Annotated in this window: 12 protein-coding genes, 1 tRNA gene and 1 other annotated feature; of the genes, 12 read left to right on the top strand and 1 reads right to left on the bottom strand. The window is 49.8% G+C overall.

The annotated features are described in order from the left end of the window. Positions 1-44: 44 nt before the first annotated feature. The 8 genes from gyrA (at position 45) to AAV35_RS13795 (ending at position 10241) form a co-directional block, all read left to right on the top strand. Positions 45-2540, top strand: coding sequence for a DNA gyrase subunit A (gene gyrA, locus AAV35_RS13835; RefSeq protein ID WP_008590277.1), 2496 nt, complete (start codon positions 45-47; stop codon positions 2538-2540). A 135-nt stretch (positions 2541-2675) separates the two neighbouring features. Continuing rightward, positions 2676-3749 carry an HD-GYP domain-containing protein gene (locus AAV35_RS13830; protein ID WP_008590276.1) on the top strand — a complete coding sequence of 358 codons (1074 nt, stop codon included), beginning with the start codon at positions 2676-2678 and terminating at the stop codon, positions 3747-3749. Positions 3750-3850: 101 nt separating this feature from the next. After that, positions 3851-5320: an IMP dehydrogenase gene (gene guaB, locus AAV35_RS13825; protein ID WP_008590274.1), complete on the top strand. Its 1470-nt coding sequence runs from the start codon at positions 3851-3853 to the stop codon at positions 5318-5320. 187 nt (positions 5321-5507) lie between these two features. Next, positions 5508-6809, top strand: a complete 1302-nt coding sequence (locus tag AAV35_RS13820; protein ID WP_008590272.1) for a serine hydrolase — start codon at positions 5508-5510, stop codon at positions 6807-6809. Between the two features lie 116 nt (positions 6810-6925). Then, entirely contained in the window at positions 6926-7804 is an 879-nt protein-coding gene (pdxS, locus tag AAV35_RS13815; RefSeq protein WP_008590269.1) for a pyridoxal 5'-phosphate synthase lyase subunit PdxS, read from the top strand. A gap of 18 nt (positions 7805-7822) precedes the next feature. Then, positions 7823-8413 (top strand): pyridoxal 5'-phosphate synthase glutaminase subunit PdxT, encoded by a 591-nt coding sequence (gene pdxT, locus AAV35_RS13810; RefSeq protein WP_008590267.1) that lies wholly within the window; start codon positions 7823-7825, stop codon positions 8411-8413. Between the two features lie 35 nt (positions 8414-8448). Beyond that, positions 8449-8657, top strand: a binding site (T-box leader). 65 nt (positions 8658-8722) lie between these two features. Continuing rightward, a complete protein-coding gene (gene serS / locus AAV35_RS13800; protein ID WP_008590263.1) occupies positions 8723-9997 on the top strand; it encodes a serine--tRNA ligase in 1275 nt (424 codons plus the stop codon). Positions 9998-10148: 151 nt separating this feature from the next. Beyond that, positions 10149-10241, top strand: a tRNA-Ser gene (locus AAV35_RS13795). A gap of 171 nt (positions 10242-10412) precedes the next feature. On the opposite strand, the gene AAV35_RS13790 is transcribed toward AAV35_RS13795, so the two are convergent. Continuing rightward, a complete protein-coding gene (locus AAV35_RS13790) occupies positions 10413-11225 on the bottom strand; it encodes an alpha/beta fold hydrolase (RefSeq protein WP_008590258.1) in 813 nt (270 codons plus the stop codon). Between the two features lie 92 nt (positions 11226-11317). Here AAV35_RS13790 and AAV35_RS13785 point away from each other — a divergent pair, with 92 nt between their 5' ends. The 4 genes from AAV35_RS13785 to AAV35_RS13770 all read left to right on the top strand — a co-directional run bounded on the left by AAV35_RS13785 (position 11318) and on the right by AAV35_RS13770 (position 14548). Then, positions 11318-11761: a MarR family winged helix-turn-helix transcriptional regulator gene (locus AAV35_RS13785; RefSeq protein WP_008590256.1), complete on the top strand. Its 444-nt coding sequence runs from the start codon at positions 11318-11320 to the stop codon at positions 11759-11761. Between the two features lie 141 nt (positions 11762-11902). Then, positions 11903-12856 carry an ABC transporter permease gene (locus AAV35_RS13780; RefSeq protein WP_008590253.1) on the top strand — a complete coding sequence of 318 codons (954 nt, stop codon included), beginning with the start codon at positions 11903-11905 and terminating at the stop codon, positions 12854-12856. Next, the gene (locus tag AAV35_RS13775) at positions 12846-13796 is read left to right on the top strand and encodes an iron chelate uptake ABC transporter family permease subunit (protein ID WP_008590251.1); all 951 of its coding nucleotides are present in this window, start codon (positions 12846-12848) and stop codon (positions 13794-13796) included. The genes AAV35_RS13780 and AAV35_RS13775 overlap by 11 nt, the downstream gene beginning before the upstream one ends. Beyond that, positions 13790-14548 (top strand): iron ABC transporter ATP-binding protein, encoded by a 759-nt coding sequence (locus AAV35_RS13770; RefSeq protein ID WP_008590249.1) that lies wholly within the window; start codon positions 13790-13792, stop codon positions 14546-14548. Before AAV35_RS13775 ends, AAV35_RS13770 begins: the two co-directional genes overlap by 7 nt. Positions 14549-14564: the final 16 nt, after the last annotated feature.

The raw sequence follows: 14564 nt of genomic DNA, 5'->3' as shown, positions 1-14564 counted from the left end.
GACGAAGGAAAGATAAGAGTTCGTTTCTCTAGGAGGTTTACAAAATGGTGGATCAGCCAGACAGTTCGCGCGTGCATGAAATAAATATAAGTAACGAGATGCGGACCTCATTTTTGGATTATGCGATGAGTGTCATCGTGGCGCGTGCCCTCCCGGACGTACGGGACGGTATGAAACCGGTACACAGACGTATTCTTTATGCCATGAACGATCTCGGCATTACTGCAGACAAAGCGTACAAGAAATCCGCCCGTATCGTCGGGGACGTCATCGGTAAGTATCACCCGCACGGGGATTCTGCCGTATATGAAGCGATGGTACGTATGGCTCAGGATTTCAGCTTCCGTTACGAGCTCGTGGACGGACACGGAAACTTCGGATCCGTCGACGGGGATTCTGCAGCCGCCATGCGTTACACCGAGGCACGTATGTCCAAGATTTCGATGGAAATGCTGCGCGATATACAGAAAGATACGATTGATTATCAGGAGAACTACGACGGCACGGAAAAAGAACCGGCCGTTCTGCCCGCCCGTTTTCCGAACTTTCTCGTGAACGGGGGAGCAGGTATTGCCGTAGGTATGGCCACAAACGTTCCTCCTCACCATCTCGGAGAAGTTATCGACGGTGTGCTGGCTCTGAGCCGGGACCGTAACATAACTGTTCAGGAACTGATGGAAAACTATATTTTCGGTCCGGACTTTCCGACTTCGGGTCAAATCCTCGGACTGAGCGGGATACGAAAAGCCTACGAAACAGGGAAAGGCTCCATTTTGATACGTTCGAAGGTGGAAATCGAAGAAAAATCGAACGGCAAAAGCCAGATTATCGTGACCGAACTCCCTTATCAGGTGAACAAAGCCCGGCTGGTTGAAAAGATTGCCGAGCTTGCCCGTGATAAGAAAATAGACGGTATTACGGACTTGCGTGATGAATCGGACCGGGACGGCATGCGGATTGTCATTGAACTAAGGAAAGACGTTAATGCCAATGTCCTGCTGAATAACCTTTACAAAATGACAGCTCTCCAGACTTCCTTCGGCATCAATATGCTGGCGCTTGTCGACGGAAGACCTCAGGTTCTGAACCTGAAACAGGCACTGGAACACTATCTGGAACACCAGAAAGTGGTTATCCGCAGACGGACGGCTTATGAACTGAAGAAAGCTGAAGCGAGAGCCCACATTCTCGAAGGTCTTAAAGTGGCGCTCGATCACCTGGATGAAGTCATTACGCTTATAAGACAGTCACAGACGACAGAGGTTGCCCGCGAAGAACTGATGACCCGCTTCGAGCTTTCCGAGAAGCAGGCCCAGGCTATTCTTGATATGCGTCTGCAGCGTCTGACAGGGCTTGAACGCGAGAAGATCGATTCCGAGTACGATGATCTCGTTAAGAAAATCGAGGAATTAAAAGCAATTCTGGCCGACGAAGAACGCGTACTCGAAATCATCAGAGAAGAGCTTCTTGAACTGAAAGAGCGCTTCAGTGATGAACGCCGTACCGAAATTATCATGGGCGGTATGGAAATGATTGAAGATGAAGACCTTATTCCGGAGGAGACGATTGTCGTCACTCTTACTAATCAAGGGTACGTGAAGCGGCTTCCGGCCGACACATACCGGGCTCAGCGTCGCGGTGGCCGTGGCGTGCAGGGGATGGGTACGAATGACGAAGACTTCGTGGAACATCTGCTTTCGACCTCCACCCACAGTACAGTGCTCTTTTTCTCCAATAAAGGAAAAGTGTACAAGCTTAAAGGGTATGAGATTCCCGAATTCAGCAGAACGGCGAAAGGCCTTCCGATCATCAACCTTCTCAATATCGAAAATGATGAGTGGATCAACGACGTCATTGCCGTGGATAAATTCGAGGAGGACTGGTACTTCGTCTTTACTACGAGGCACGGAGTTACGAAACGGACCAGCCTTTCGAAATTTGCCAACATACGAAAAGGCGGCCTGATCGCCCTAAGCCTTCGTGAAAATGATGAGCTCATTTCCGTACGTATGACGGACGGAGAAAAAGACATTATGATTGCTACCAGAAACGGGTATCTTATCCGGTTCCCTGAGACCCAGATACGTTCCATGGGCCGTACAGCTGCCGGAGTCAAAGGTATTTCCCTCCGAAGCGACGACCGGGTCGTATCGATGGAACTTGTCGAAGATGACCGTGAGATTCTTACCGTTACGGATAAAGGGTTCGGTAAACGGACACCTGCTTCCGAATACCGGATAACGAACCGGGGCGGAAAAGGGATCCTTACCTGTAACCTCACCGAACGGAACGGAAAAGTCGTTTCCACGAAAGCGGTCACGGGAGAAGAGGACCTTATGATTATGACAGCCAGCGGCGTCCTTATCCGTATGGCAGCCGGCAGTGTGTCACGTACCGGGCGTAATACACAGGGCGTGCGTCTCATTCGTCTGCAGGAAGGCGAAGAGGTGTCGACCGTAGCCCGTCTTGAAGCGATGAAAGAAGAGAAAGAGGAAGATACAGAAGGACTCTCTGAAGATTCGACGGAGAGCCTGGAGTAACAATTTCATCCCCCCGCCGTTATAAACGGACGGGGGTTTTTCTTTTTTGACTGAAATAGCAGGAGAAGAAGTCGATAGTATAAGTAAAGGACCTTTCTTTGAAGTGGGCCGAATGCTTAGGAAGGCGGGAAAAAGATGCAGGTAAGCGTAAATGAACTGATACCGGGATGTATTTTGATCAAAGAAGTGGAAGGGAAAACTTCGCGTCCGCTCATACCGGAGAATACGGTGCTTCATCCGATACATATCAACGTTCTTCGTGCTTTCCGTATCCGGGAAGTGGAGATTTCCTCCAGGCTTTCGAGCGGGGAGACGTTTGAGGAAGCATCCGAACATTATGAACCGGAAGATATGGAGGCGACGGTGAACGAGGAGTTCAGGGAAGAATACTTGAGCGCGGTCCATCATCACAGACGTATGTTCACGAAATGGGGGAACCGCTCGGGCATCGATCTTCCGGAAATAAGGAAGTGGTTCCTCCCTTTGCTGTTCAAAGCATCCGAAGCCCGTCAGGAAATCCTGAGACTTCACCACTATTCCAGTGAAAACGACTATATCCACCACCACAGTGTAGCGATGGGCCTGATTGCAGGTTACCTCGGGCAGAGACTCGGTCTTGAGAAGGGGGAATGGATCCAGGTTGCTCTCGGCGGTCTGTTGAGTGATGCCGGTATGGCGCTTATTTCCCCGGAAATACTGAAGAAAAAGGGCTCTCTGAGCGCCGGGGAAATGGCTGAAGTCCGCCAGCACCCGGTGCATTCCTACCGGATGGTCGAGGATCTGACCGTTTTGAGCAAGAAAGTGAAATACGCCGTACTTCAGCATCACGAGCGGCTGGACGGGTCGGGGTACCCTCTCGTGGTTTCACAGAAAAAAATCCACTTCTACAGTCAGATCATCGCCGTAAGTGACGTTTACCATGCGATGACATCGGAGCGTCCCTACCGTAAAAAACAGTCTCCTTTCAAAGTGATCGAAGAAATCCAGAAAGAGCAGTTCGGCAAATACGATATGAGAGTGATCAAAATGCTCGTCGAAGATCTGGCCAGTATATCCGTAGGAACGACGGTGAAACTTTCCAACGAAGAACTGGCCACCATAGTGTTCGTCGATCCTTCAACTCCGGCTCATCCCATGGTGCGGCTGCAGCGCAGCCAGATTTTGCTGTCTTTAAAAGATGAAGGACTGCACGTGGAGGAAGTTTATTGACGTCTTTATAACTTTTCAGGTTGAAAAACGACGGCGGATGTCTTATTGTAAATAACAATATATAAGATAGCTTCCTTCGGGAGGGAAAAGGAGAGAGAGACGTGCGCACAGATAAATTTCAAAAAGAATCACTCACATTCGATGATGTATTGCTGATGCCGAGAAAGTCGGAAGTATTGCCGAGGGACGTATCCTTAAGCGTTGACCTGACTTCCAGGCTGAAGCTGAACATTCCTGTAGTAAGTGCCGGCATGGACACGGTGACCGAAGCTTCGATGGCTATCGCGATGGCCCGCCAGGGGGGCCTCGGAGTCGTTCACAAAAATATGTCCATTGAAGAACAGGCGGAACAGGTGGATATGGTCAAACGCTCGGAGCGCGGGGTCATCACCAACCCTTTCTTCCTTACTCCGGAAAATCAGGTGTACGATGCCGAACATCTGATGGGCAAATATAGAATATCGGGCGTCCCTATCGTGGACAACGACACTTCAAGAAAACTGGTCGGCATCATTACGAACCGGGATATGCGTTTTGTGGAAGACTACTCCCTGCGGATTTCCGAAGTGATGACCAGCGAAGATCTGATTACGGCTCCGGTAGGAACTACAATCGAAGAAGCGGGGCACATACTGCAGAAACATAAGATAGAAAAGCTCCCTCTTGTCGATGAAAACAACACGCTTAAAGGTCTGATCACTATTAAAGATATAGAAAAAGTGATTGAATTCCCGAATGCGGCAAAAGACGACCAGGGCCGCCTTCTTACAGCCGCCGCCGTCGGCGTAACGGCTGATGCGATGACGCGTATCGGAAAACTGGTGGAAGCAGGCGTGGACGCTCTCGTCGTCGACACCGCTCACGGACACTCGGAAGGCGTGATGGAACAGGTGAGAAGAATCCGTGCAGCTTATCCATCTGTCGATATCATCGCCGGTAACGTGGCTACAAAAGAAGCTACCCGCGATCTGATCGAAGCGGGCGTGGACGTCGTAAAAGTGGGTATCGGCCCCGGTTCCATATGTACAACGCGGGTCGTCTCCGGTGTCGGGGTCCCTCAGATAACCGCTATCTACGACTGCGCTGAAGAAGCGGAGAAACACGGCGTGTCCATCATCGCCGACGGAGGGATCAAGTACTCCGGGGAAATCGTGAAAGCTCTTGCTGCCGGCGGTTCCGCCGTTATGCTCGGCAGTCTGCTGGCCGGGGTGAAAGAAAGCCCGGGCGATACGGAAATTTTCCAGGGCCGTCAGTTTAAAGTATATCGCGGTATGGGCTCGGTCGGAGCAATGGAAGCGGGATCGAAAGACCGCTATTTCCAGAGCGGAAGCGAAGCGAAGAAGCTCGTACCCGAAGGCATCGAAGGCCGTATTCCTTTTAAAGGCCCACTTGCCGACACTGTCCATCAGCTTCTCGGCGGTCTTCGTTCCGGTATGGGATACTGCGGCACGAAGACGATCCAGGAACTGCGAAACGATGCGTACTTCACGAGAATTACGGGTGCGGGTCTGCGCGAAAGCCACCCTCACGACGTTCAGATTACAAAAGAAGCACCGAACTACTCGGTGTAACTGCCGACATAGGCTATCACAGGAGAGGCTCTTTGATTTTTCAGAGAGTCTCTCTTTATTTTTATGTAATTTTATTGATTTTTCATATTTTTACAGTCAGAGGGTACACCCGCGTCTATTTTTTTACAGGGGGGTGTGGTAAAATTGTAGAGCGTAAATTTATATACAGCGGAGGTCGAAAATAGTAATGCAAAGATGGAAAACAGCACTTATATTAACGTTACTCGTTATAGCATCAACCCTTCTTGCTCCCGCGGACATTATGGCACGGGAAGTGGAGACGGAAGCGGAATCAGCGATCCTTGTGGATGCTGATACGGGAGATATACTTTTTCAGAAAGAAGCAGAACAGGCTCTGCCGCCGGCAAGTATGACGAAAATGATGACGGAGTATCTTGTGATGGAGGCGATTGAGGACGGAAGTATCAGCTGGGACACCACCACCGAGATCTCCGACTACCCTTACAGTATTTCGGCAGATCCCTCCTTTTCCGGAGTGGGGATGACCCAGAACAAGGACTACACCGTCCGTTCGCTTTATGAAGCGATGGCGATCAACTCCGATAACGCAGCCTCCATTGCTCTCGCAGAACTTATTGCAGGTTCCGAAGGAGAGTTCGTCAAGATGATGAACGAAAAGGCGGAAGAGCTGGGGATGGAAGACTATAAATTCGTCAACAGCACCGGCCTCGCCAACAGTGACCTGAGTGACCACGTGCCGGAGGGGACGGGGGCCGATGAGAATAATCTCATGTCGGCGAAAGCGACCGCTACCCTTGCGTATCATCTCGTCAACGATTATCCGCAGGCACTCGAGATCTCCGGCACGCGTACAGCCGAGTTCGACGGTCAGACGATTCAGAACTGGAACTGGATGATTCCCGACATGCCTGGGTATCTTTCCGATTTCGGCTATGAAGGGGTCGACGGCCTGAAAACGGGCTATACGGAGAAAGCCGGCAACACCTTTACCGGTACAGCTAAACAGGGAGAACAGCGGCTTATTTCCGTCGTTATGAAAACGGACAGCCGGGAAGCCCGTTTCCGGGAAACGGCCAAGTTATTCGATTACGGTTTCGATCAGTTTGAGACGAAGGAACTGTTTGCAGCCGGACACCAGAAGAAAGGTGAAAGTTCTGTTCCGGTATCAAAAGGAAAAGAGGACAATGTTTCCGTCGAAACGGGCAAAGCTCTTTCTGCGATGGTCAAACAGGGAGAAGAAGACTCCTATTCTCTTGAATACTCCCTGAAGGAAGAGGAACTTACGGCACCTGTCGAGTCCGGTCAGAAAGTCGGGGAAGCGAAACTGGTGTATGAAGGGGAAGGGAAGAAAGCCAACCTTATCGAAGGAGGGGCCCCCTCCGTGCCGCTTGTGACTACGACCGGAGTGGAGAAGTCGAACTGGTTCATGCTCACTCTCGGAAATGTCGGGAACTTCTTCGGTAACATGTTCACAGGAGCCGTCGATACGGTCAAAAGCTGGTTTTGATTAATTTTCTGATAACGATGGTTGATAATGGTAGGATTGACGGGAAAAATGCGTTAAAATAGTAAAGAAAATTGCAATAATCGATGGATATAGATACAGAACAGGGAGGAATCAACATGGCTCGAACAGGAACGAATGTTGTAAAAAGAGGTATGGCAGAAATGCAGAAAGGCGGCGTCATCATGGACGTCGTAAATGCGGAACAGGCGAAAATAGCCGAAGAGGCCGGAGCTGTTGCGGTTATGGCACTTGAACGCGTACCGTCCGACATCAGAGCGGCCGGAGGGGTTGCGAGAATGGCGGACCCTACGATCGTTGAGGAAGTGATGAACGCCGTGTCGATTCCTGTAATGGCAAAAGCGAGAATCGGTCACATCGCCGAGGCGCGTGTCCTCGAATCGATGGGCGTCGATTATATCGATGAAAGTGAAGTACTTACTCCTGCGGATGAAGTATTCCACATTAAAAAAGACGGCTATACGGTTCCATTCGTATGCGGCTGCCGTAATATCGGAGAAGCGACCCGCCGTATTGCGGAAGGTGCTTCCATGCTTCGTACGAAAGGGGAGCCGGGTACCGGTAATATTGTGGAAGCGGTCCGTCATATGCGTGAAGTGCAGAGCCAGATCCGCCGCCTTCAGTCGATGGACGAAGACGAAGTGATGGTTTATGCAAAAGAGAACGGTGCACCTTACGATCTTCTGCTTGAGATCCGGGAAGAAGGCCGTCTTCCGGTCGTAAACTTCGCAGCAGGCGGTATCGCCACCCCTGCAGACGCAGCTCTTATGATGCAGCTTGGTGCGGACGGCGTATTCGTCGGATCCGGTATTTTCAAATCCGACCGTCCTAAAGAGTTTGCCCGGGCTATCGTGGAAGCGACGACTCATTACGACGACTACAAGCTGATTGCGGAGATTTCCAAAGGTCTCGGTACTGCGATGAAAGGCGAAGAGATGAACGAAACGACTGACCGCATGCAGGAGCGCAGTGAATAAGTAAAGGAGAAATGCCTCATGACTACTATCGGTGTACTTGCTCTGCAGGGAGCCTTCCGGGAGCATATCCGCTCCGTGGAGGCTTCCGGAGCGACAGCGGTAATCATAAAACGTAAAGAACAGCTTGAGACGATCGATGGTCTCATCATCCCGGGTGGGGAGAGTACGACGATGCGCCGCCTCATCGATCAATACGGATTTCTTGAGCCGATCCGCGCTTTTGCAAATGCGGGAAAGCCTGTATTCGGCACCTGTGCCGGTCTGATTTTACTTGCCGGGGAAATTGACGGTTCCCATGACGCTCATCTCGGTCTTATGGACATGAGTGTCCGCCGAAACGCTTTCGGAAGACAGCGGGATAGCTTCGAAACCGATCTTGATATCAAAGGCGTCGCGGATGGTTACAATGCCGTCTTCATACGGGCGCCCTACATTGAACGGGTCGGGGAGAAGACGGAAGTTCTGGCCACTTATGACGATCACATCGTCGTAGCGCAGGAAGGCCACCTTCTCGCCTGTTCTTTCCATCCGGAGCTTACGAAAGACCACCGTCTTACTGCTCATTTCGTGAGTATGGTGGAAAATTCTAAGCGCACGCTTGCATCCTGAGCGGGAATGAGCTAATCTGTATAATAAGTAAATAGAAAAACGCTATGAACGGAATAAGTATCATCAGCTTTTCTTCAAAGAGAGTCAGTGCCCGGTGAAAACTGACAGAAAACTGATGAGAATCCATCCCGGAGCGTCTGGTGATGAGCCAGGACGGATCCTCCCCGTTACGGAGGTCGAGCCGGAAGAGCAGCTGCTCTTCAACCGGGGTGGTATCGCGGGAAGTCAGACTCTCGTCCCTTTTTTACAAAGGGATGGGAGTCTTTTTTTAATGACTGATGTTATACATTAAACAGAGGAGGATGACGTATGCTCGATTTAAAATATGTAAGACAGAATTTCGGGGAAGTGAAAGAGAAATTGCGGGAGCGGGGGGAAGACCTCTCGGAACTCGATTCCTTTGAGGAACTGGATACGAGACGAAGAGAACTGATCAGGGAAAGTGAAGAGTTGAAAGCGAAGCGGAACGAGGTATCCAAAGAAATTTCCCAGCTGAAAAAAGAAAAACAGGATGCCGACGAAAAAATAAAAGAAATGCAGGAAGTCGGGGAACGCATCAAAACGCTCGACGGGGAGCTTAAGGAAACGGAAGAGAGGCTGCAGACGATCCTTCTGTCCATTCCGAACATTCCGCACGAAAGTACGCCGGTCGGAAGTGATGAGGACGATAACGTTCTGACCCGTTCCTGGGGGGACATTACATCTTTCGGTTTCGAACCGAAAGCACACTGGGACCTGGCAGGAAACCTCGGTATTCTGGATTTCGAACGCGCCGCCAAAGTGACGGGGAGCCGCTTCGTTTTCTATAAAGGGGCAGGAGCAAGACTGGAGCGGGCCCTGCTGAACTTCATGATGGATCATCACGCGGATACGCACGGATATGAGGAAATGCTTCCTCCTCAAATCGTAAACCGTGATTCGATGACGGGTACAGGCCAGCTTCCGAAATTCGAAGAAGACGCGTTTAAACTTGAGGGCTGGGACTACTTCCTGATCCCTACCGCCGAAGTTCCGGTTACGAACTATCATCGTGACGAGATTCTGCCGATTGACGAGCTTCCGAAAAAACTGGTCGCCTTCAGTACGAACTTCCGTTCCGAAGCCGGTTCTGCCGGAAGGGACACGCGGGGACTTGTCCGCCAGCATCAGTTCAACAAAGTGGAACTCGTACAGCTGTCGAAACCGGAGGAATCCTATGAGCGGCTGGAGGAACTGACGGGACATGCGGAAAAGATTCTGCAGATGCTTGAACTGCCGTACCGGGTAATGAGCATGTGTACGGGAGATCTCGGGTTCACGGCTGCTAAGAAATACGACATCGAAGTCTGGATTCCGAGCTATGAAACGTATCGGGAAATCAGTTCCTGTTCCAACTTTGAAGCGTTCCAGGCCCGCCGCGCCGGCATACGTTTCCGCCGGGAGAAGAACGGCAAACCTGAATTCGTGCATACATTGAACGGTTCGGGGCTCGCTATCGGCCGTACGGTAGCAGCTATCCTCGAAAATTATCAGCAGGAGGATGGCACGGTCGTCATTCCTGAAGTTCTTCGTCCTTATATGGGCGGCAAAGAAGTCATCAAGTAACGGGTTGTGTGCATACGGCCGCCTTTTTCCTTTCTGAAGCACGGGCTCGTGTTCAGGGGGAGAAGGCGGTTTTTTATTTTCGGCGGCGAATTGCCGAAATTTTATTGACGCCTGCCGGGAGGCGTGGTATATTACTAATTGTCGGTCACACGGAGGAGTACCCAAGTCCGGCTGAAGGGAGCGGTCTTGAAAACCGCCAGGGGCTTTACGGCCCGCGGGGGTTCGAATCCCTCCTCCTCCGCCATATTTTAAAATAAACGCGCATATATATTCGGAGAAGTCCGGAAGTAATCGTTACTGTATACAGTAACGATTTTTTTGACAGGAATTTTCCGGTTTTCCCCGAATACGTATGTATAAACAAAAGACAGACCCTTCTCACAGTACTGGGCCTGCCTTCTCCGTAAATTATTAATCAGCTGCTTTTCCACAGCTTCTGTTCGATGTAGTCCAAGATCAAAGAGGTCACTTCCTGCGGATGACTGAGGTGAGGAGCATGCCCCTTTGCATCCAGCATGACGGATTCACTGTAAGGAAGGTGTTCCCGTAAATATTCACCGGCCGCAGGCGGGACGAGGGAGTCCTTTTTTGACTGAAGGAGCAGGGAAGGTACGGTGTTTTCTTTCAGTTTCTCCCGCATATCCAGCGTAAACGCCACTTCGGCAAAAGAACGGGTGACCTCCGGAGACTGATCGGCCAGCATCTCCTCCAGTTCTTCTTTCATTTTCGGTGCGTCTATCTCCTCAAGAAAAAGCTCGGCCATGTATTTCGACCATTTCCGGTAATCGCTGTCCATCATTTGGAGAAGCTTCTCCAGATCTTCTTCTTCAAGACCCCCCTTATAGCCGTCTTCATTAAGAAAACGGGGAGAAGCACCGAGCATGATGTTCGAGCGCAGAAGTTCGGGGCGTTCAAGCGCGATCTTCAGGCCGACCATGCCGCTGAAAGAGTGTCCGACGAAGATTGCATCCGTGAGAGCCATCTCTTCCATAATGCCGATGACGTCTTCTGCATAGCCGTCGACGGAACTGTAGCGCTCTTCGGAGTAGGAGCCCGCACTGGAGTTGCCGGAACCCGCGTAATCAAAAAGAATAACCTGATACATGTCGAAGAAACCGGGGATGACGTATTCCCATATATGCTGGTCACACCCGAAACCGTGGGCAAAAATGATCGGGGTCGTGCCGTTTCCGTATATCTGAACATTGTTGCGTTTTCTCATTTTCATGTTCCTATCATCCTTTGCTGTAAGAGAAATACTGTCTTTATTATCATTCTATCACAACGGACGACTATTACTTAACGGAGGGAGTGCGGATCATGAATCGGAAATATGTAATGGACGAATCGCCGGGGTATCAGCTTTTTCAGGCCTCCCGGGTAATGAACGCAAGACTGAATGAGAATTTCAAAAAAATCGGGCACACGTTGACGTATGAACAGTGGCAGATAATGAGCCGTCTGTACGGGAAAGAAGGACAGACGCAGCGGATGCTTGCCGTCTCCATTGAAAGAGACGAAGCCGGGACATCGAGACTGCTTGGAAGGATGGAGAAGGCCGGGTACATTTACCGTTACGTAAACCCGGAAGATAAGCGGAGGAATTACATTTACCCGACGGAATGGGCGAGACAGGAAGAAGAGAAGCTGAATCGGACGGCTCTGGATACAATCGACGAAGCCTGTGCGGGAATGACAGAGGAAGAAAAGCGCAGCGGACAGCTTTTTCTTGAAAAAATTCGAAATAATCTCGGAAGCAGTTGACACTCTCATTGAGAATTGATATCATTTACTTGTCATTGAGAATGATTATCATTTTTACAACTGCTTCTTTTTTTGTACTTATATTTGTCTAGACAAGGATTTTTTTGTAAATAGAAGCAGGTTGGTTAGGAAGAATTGGATATGAAATGGTGGATTACGGGTTTTCTTTTAATATTTTTCTCGATTCTTTCCCTTTTTACCGGGGTGTCTGATTTATCGATCACGGATTTTTTTTCCTTAAGCGACGAACAGCAGGAAGTCCTGTTCGTCAGCCGAATTCCGAGGCTTGTCAGCCTTCTTATCGCCGGGATGAGTATGAGTATCGCCGGACTGATTATGCAGCAGCTCAGCCAGAATAAATTCGTCTCCCCGACGACAGCCGGTACGATGGATTCGGCAAGACTGGGGATTCTCGTCGGTATGCTGTTGTTCCCTTCGGCATCGATGATGGAGAAAATGCTGCTGGCTTTTCTTTTCGCTTTGGCCGGTACGTTCGTTTTCATGAAAATCCTCGATAAGATTAGATACAGAGACGCGGTCTTCATCCCTCTGGTCGGACTGATGTTCGGGAATATCATCGGTTCCGTTACGACGTTTCTCGCCTATCGTTTTGATCTCGTCCAAAGCATAGGGACGTGGCTTCACGGGGATTTCTCCATGCTGATCGAGGGCCGTTACGAACTTCTTTACTTAAGCCTTCCGGTAGTGATTCTCGCTTACATATTTGCACATCACTTCACTATCGCCGGGATGGGGGAAGACTTTGCTTCCAACTTAGGGCTCAGCTATCAGAAAGTTCTTTATCTGGGGCTCGGGCTTGTAGCACTGATTACAGCCTCCGTCGTACTTACAGCCGGGATGCTGCCGTTCCTCGGGCTGATTGTTCCGAATATCGTGACGATTTACCAGGGGGATCATTTAAGAAGCAGTATATGGCAGACAGCGGTGCTCGGGGCACTGTTCGTACTCGTCTGTGACATCCTCGGGCGGGTTATCATCTACCCTTATGAAATATCCATCGGTCTGACTGTCGGAGTTCTCGGCAGTGGTATTTTCCTTTATTTACTGTTAAGGAGACGGTCGTATGGGCTATAACAAAAAACTGATCATATTACTGTCTCTGTCGGTTGCAAGCATTCTGCTGTTTGTTTTCTGGGATGTCGGAGGGCAGTGGGATTACGTCCTCCCGAGGCGCCTTGAGAAAGTGGCCGCGATTACGATGACCGGAGCGGCCATTGCAGCATCCACGGTCATCTTTCAGACCATTACGAATAACCGGATTCTCACACCGAGCCTGATTGGATTCGATTCTCTTTACGTTCTACTGCAGACGGCAATCGTCTTCCTGCTCGGAGGCGGAACGCTTGTGATGATGAACAATCACTTTCATTTCCTTCTGTCTGTCGGACTTATGGTCGTGTTTGCCCTTCTTCTGTTTCTGTTCATATTCAAAAGAGAAGGGAAGAATATTTACTTCCTGTTGCTCGTCGGCATTATTCTCGGAACGTTTTTCAGCAGTGTATCAGATTTCCTTCAGGTGCTGATCGATCCGAACGAATTCCTCGTCGTGCAGGATAAGATGTTCGCAAGCTTCAACAATGCCAATACGGAGCTATTGCTTGTGGGAGGAATTCTGCTTCTCGCAGCTACGCTGTATCTGTTCAGGTATACGAAGTATCTGGATGTAATCTCTCTCGGTGAGGAAGAGGCGGTGAATCTCGGCGTCAATTATGACGCGGTGGTGAAACGCCTGCTCGGTGTAATAGCCGTATACGTTTCCGTCGCAACGGCACTTGTTGGTCCGATTACTTTTCTCGGGCTGATTGTGGCCAATGTCTCCCACGAAGTGTTCCGGACGTATCGTCATAAGTATCTTATCCCGGGAGCGATATTCGTAAGTATCTTCAGTCTGCTGCTCGGGCAGTGGTTCGTGGAACACGTCTTCACTTTTTCCACGACCATCAGTGTCATTGTGAACTTCGTCGGCGGTATTTATTTCATCTATCTGTTAGTAAAGGAGAATGACGTATGGTAGACGTAACGAATGTATCCAAGGCTTATAAAGAAGTGAAAGTGGTCGATGACGTATCCGTCCATATAAAGAAAGGTACGATCACCTCTTTTATCGGGGCGAACGGAGCTGGAAAAAGTACGCTTCTGTCGATGGTGAGCCGGCTCATTCCGAAAGACGAAGGTTCTGTACTCCTCGACGGCGAGGAAATCACTTCCTACGACAACAAAGAATTGGCCAAGCGGCTCTCCGTTCTGAAACAGTCGAATAATATCAAAGTGCGGATCACTGTCCGGGAACTGGTAAGCTTCGGACGTTTCCCCTACTCGCAGGGAAAGCTGAAAAAAGAAGATGAGAAACTGATTAATGAAGCGATTGAATACATGCAGCTCGAAGATTTCGAAGACCGCTTTCTCGATGAACTGAGCGGAGGACAGAAACAGCGGGCTTACATAGCGATGGTCATCGCCCAGGATACCGATTACATCCTTCTTGATGAACCGCTCAATAACCTGGATATGAAACATTCTAAACAGATTATGAAAGCACTCCGGCGCATGGTGGATGATCTCGGGAAGACGGTTGTAATCGTTATTCACGATATCAACTTCGCCTCCTGTTATTCCGATCACATCGTAGCGTTGAAAGATGGAAAGTGTGTGTACGAGGGGCATCCGGAAGAGATGATTACGAATAACGTGCTCCGTGAAGTTTACGATATGGAATTCAATGTATGTAACATAGACGGCAACCGTATTTGTGTGTTTTTTACCTGAATAATAAAAAAGAATA

The organism is Salimicrobium jeotgali (assembly GCF_001685435.2).
Lineage (GTDB): Bacteria > Bacillota > Bacilli > Bacillales > Halobacillaceae > Salimicrobium > Salimicrobium album.
The sequence above is the reverse complement of the archived record's forward strand: the minus strand, read 5'-3'. Positions and strand labels throughout refer to the sequence as shown.

What these genes read in the sequence shown, in the direction of transcription:
- AAV35_RS13775 (WP_008590251.1), top strand. Translation starts at nt 12,846, where the DNA reads ATGGGCTATAACAAAAAACTGATCATATTACTGTCTCTGTCGGTTGCA.
- serS (WP_008590263.1), top strand. Translation starts at nt 8,723, where the DNA reads ATGCTCGATTTAAAATATGTAAGACAGAATTTCGGGGAAGTGAAAGAG.
- AAV35_RS13770 (WP_008590249.1), top strand. Translation starts at nt 13,790, where the DNA reads ATGGTAGACGTAACGAATGTATCCAAGGCTTATAAAGAAGTGAAAGTG.
- gyrA (WP_008590277.1), top strand. Translation starts at nt 45, where the DNA reads ATGGTGGATCAGCCAGACAGTTCGCGCGTGCATGAAATAAATATAAGT.
- AAV35_RS13785 (WP_008590256.1), top strand. Translation starts at nt 11,318, where the DNA reads ATGAATCGGAAATATGTAATGGACGAATCGCCGGGGTATCAGCTTTTT.
- pdxT (WP_008590267.1), top strand. Translation starts at nt 7,823, where the DNA reads ATGACTACTATCGGTGTACTTGCTCTGCAGGGAGCCTTCCGGGAGCAT.
- AAV35_RS13780 (WP_008590253.1), top strand. Translation starts at nt 11,903, where the DNA reads ATGAAATGGTGGATTACGGGTTTTCTTTTAATATTTTTCTCGATTCTT.
- AAV35_RS13830 (WP_008590276.1), top strand. Translation starts at nt 2,676, where the DNA reads ATGCAGGTAAGCGTAAATGAACTGATACCGGGATGTATTTTGATCAAA.
- pdxS (WP_008590269.1), top strand. Translation starts at nt 6,926, where the DNA reads ATGGCTCGAACAGGAACGAATGTTGTAAAAAGAGGTATGGCAGAAATG.
- AAV35_RS13790 (WP_008590258.1), bottom strand. Translation starts at nt 11,225, where the DNA reads ATGAAAATGAGAAAACGCAACAATGTTCAGATATACGGAAACGGCACG.
- AAV35_RS13820 (WP_008590272.1), top strand. Translation starts at nt 5,508, where the DNA reads ATGCAAAGATGGAAAACAGCACTTATATTAACGTTACTCGTTATAGCA.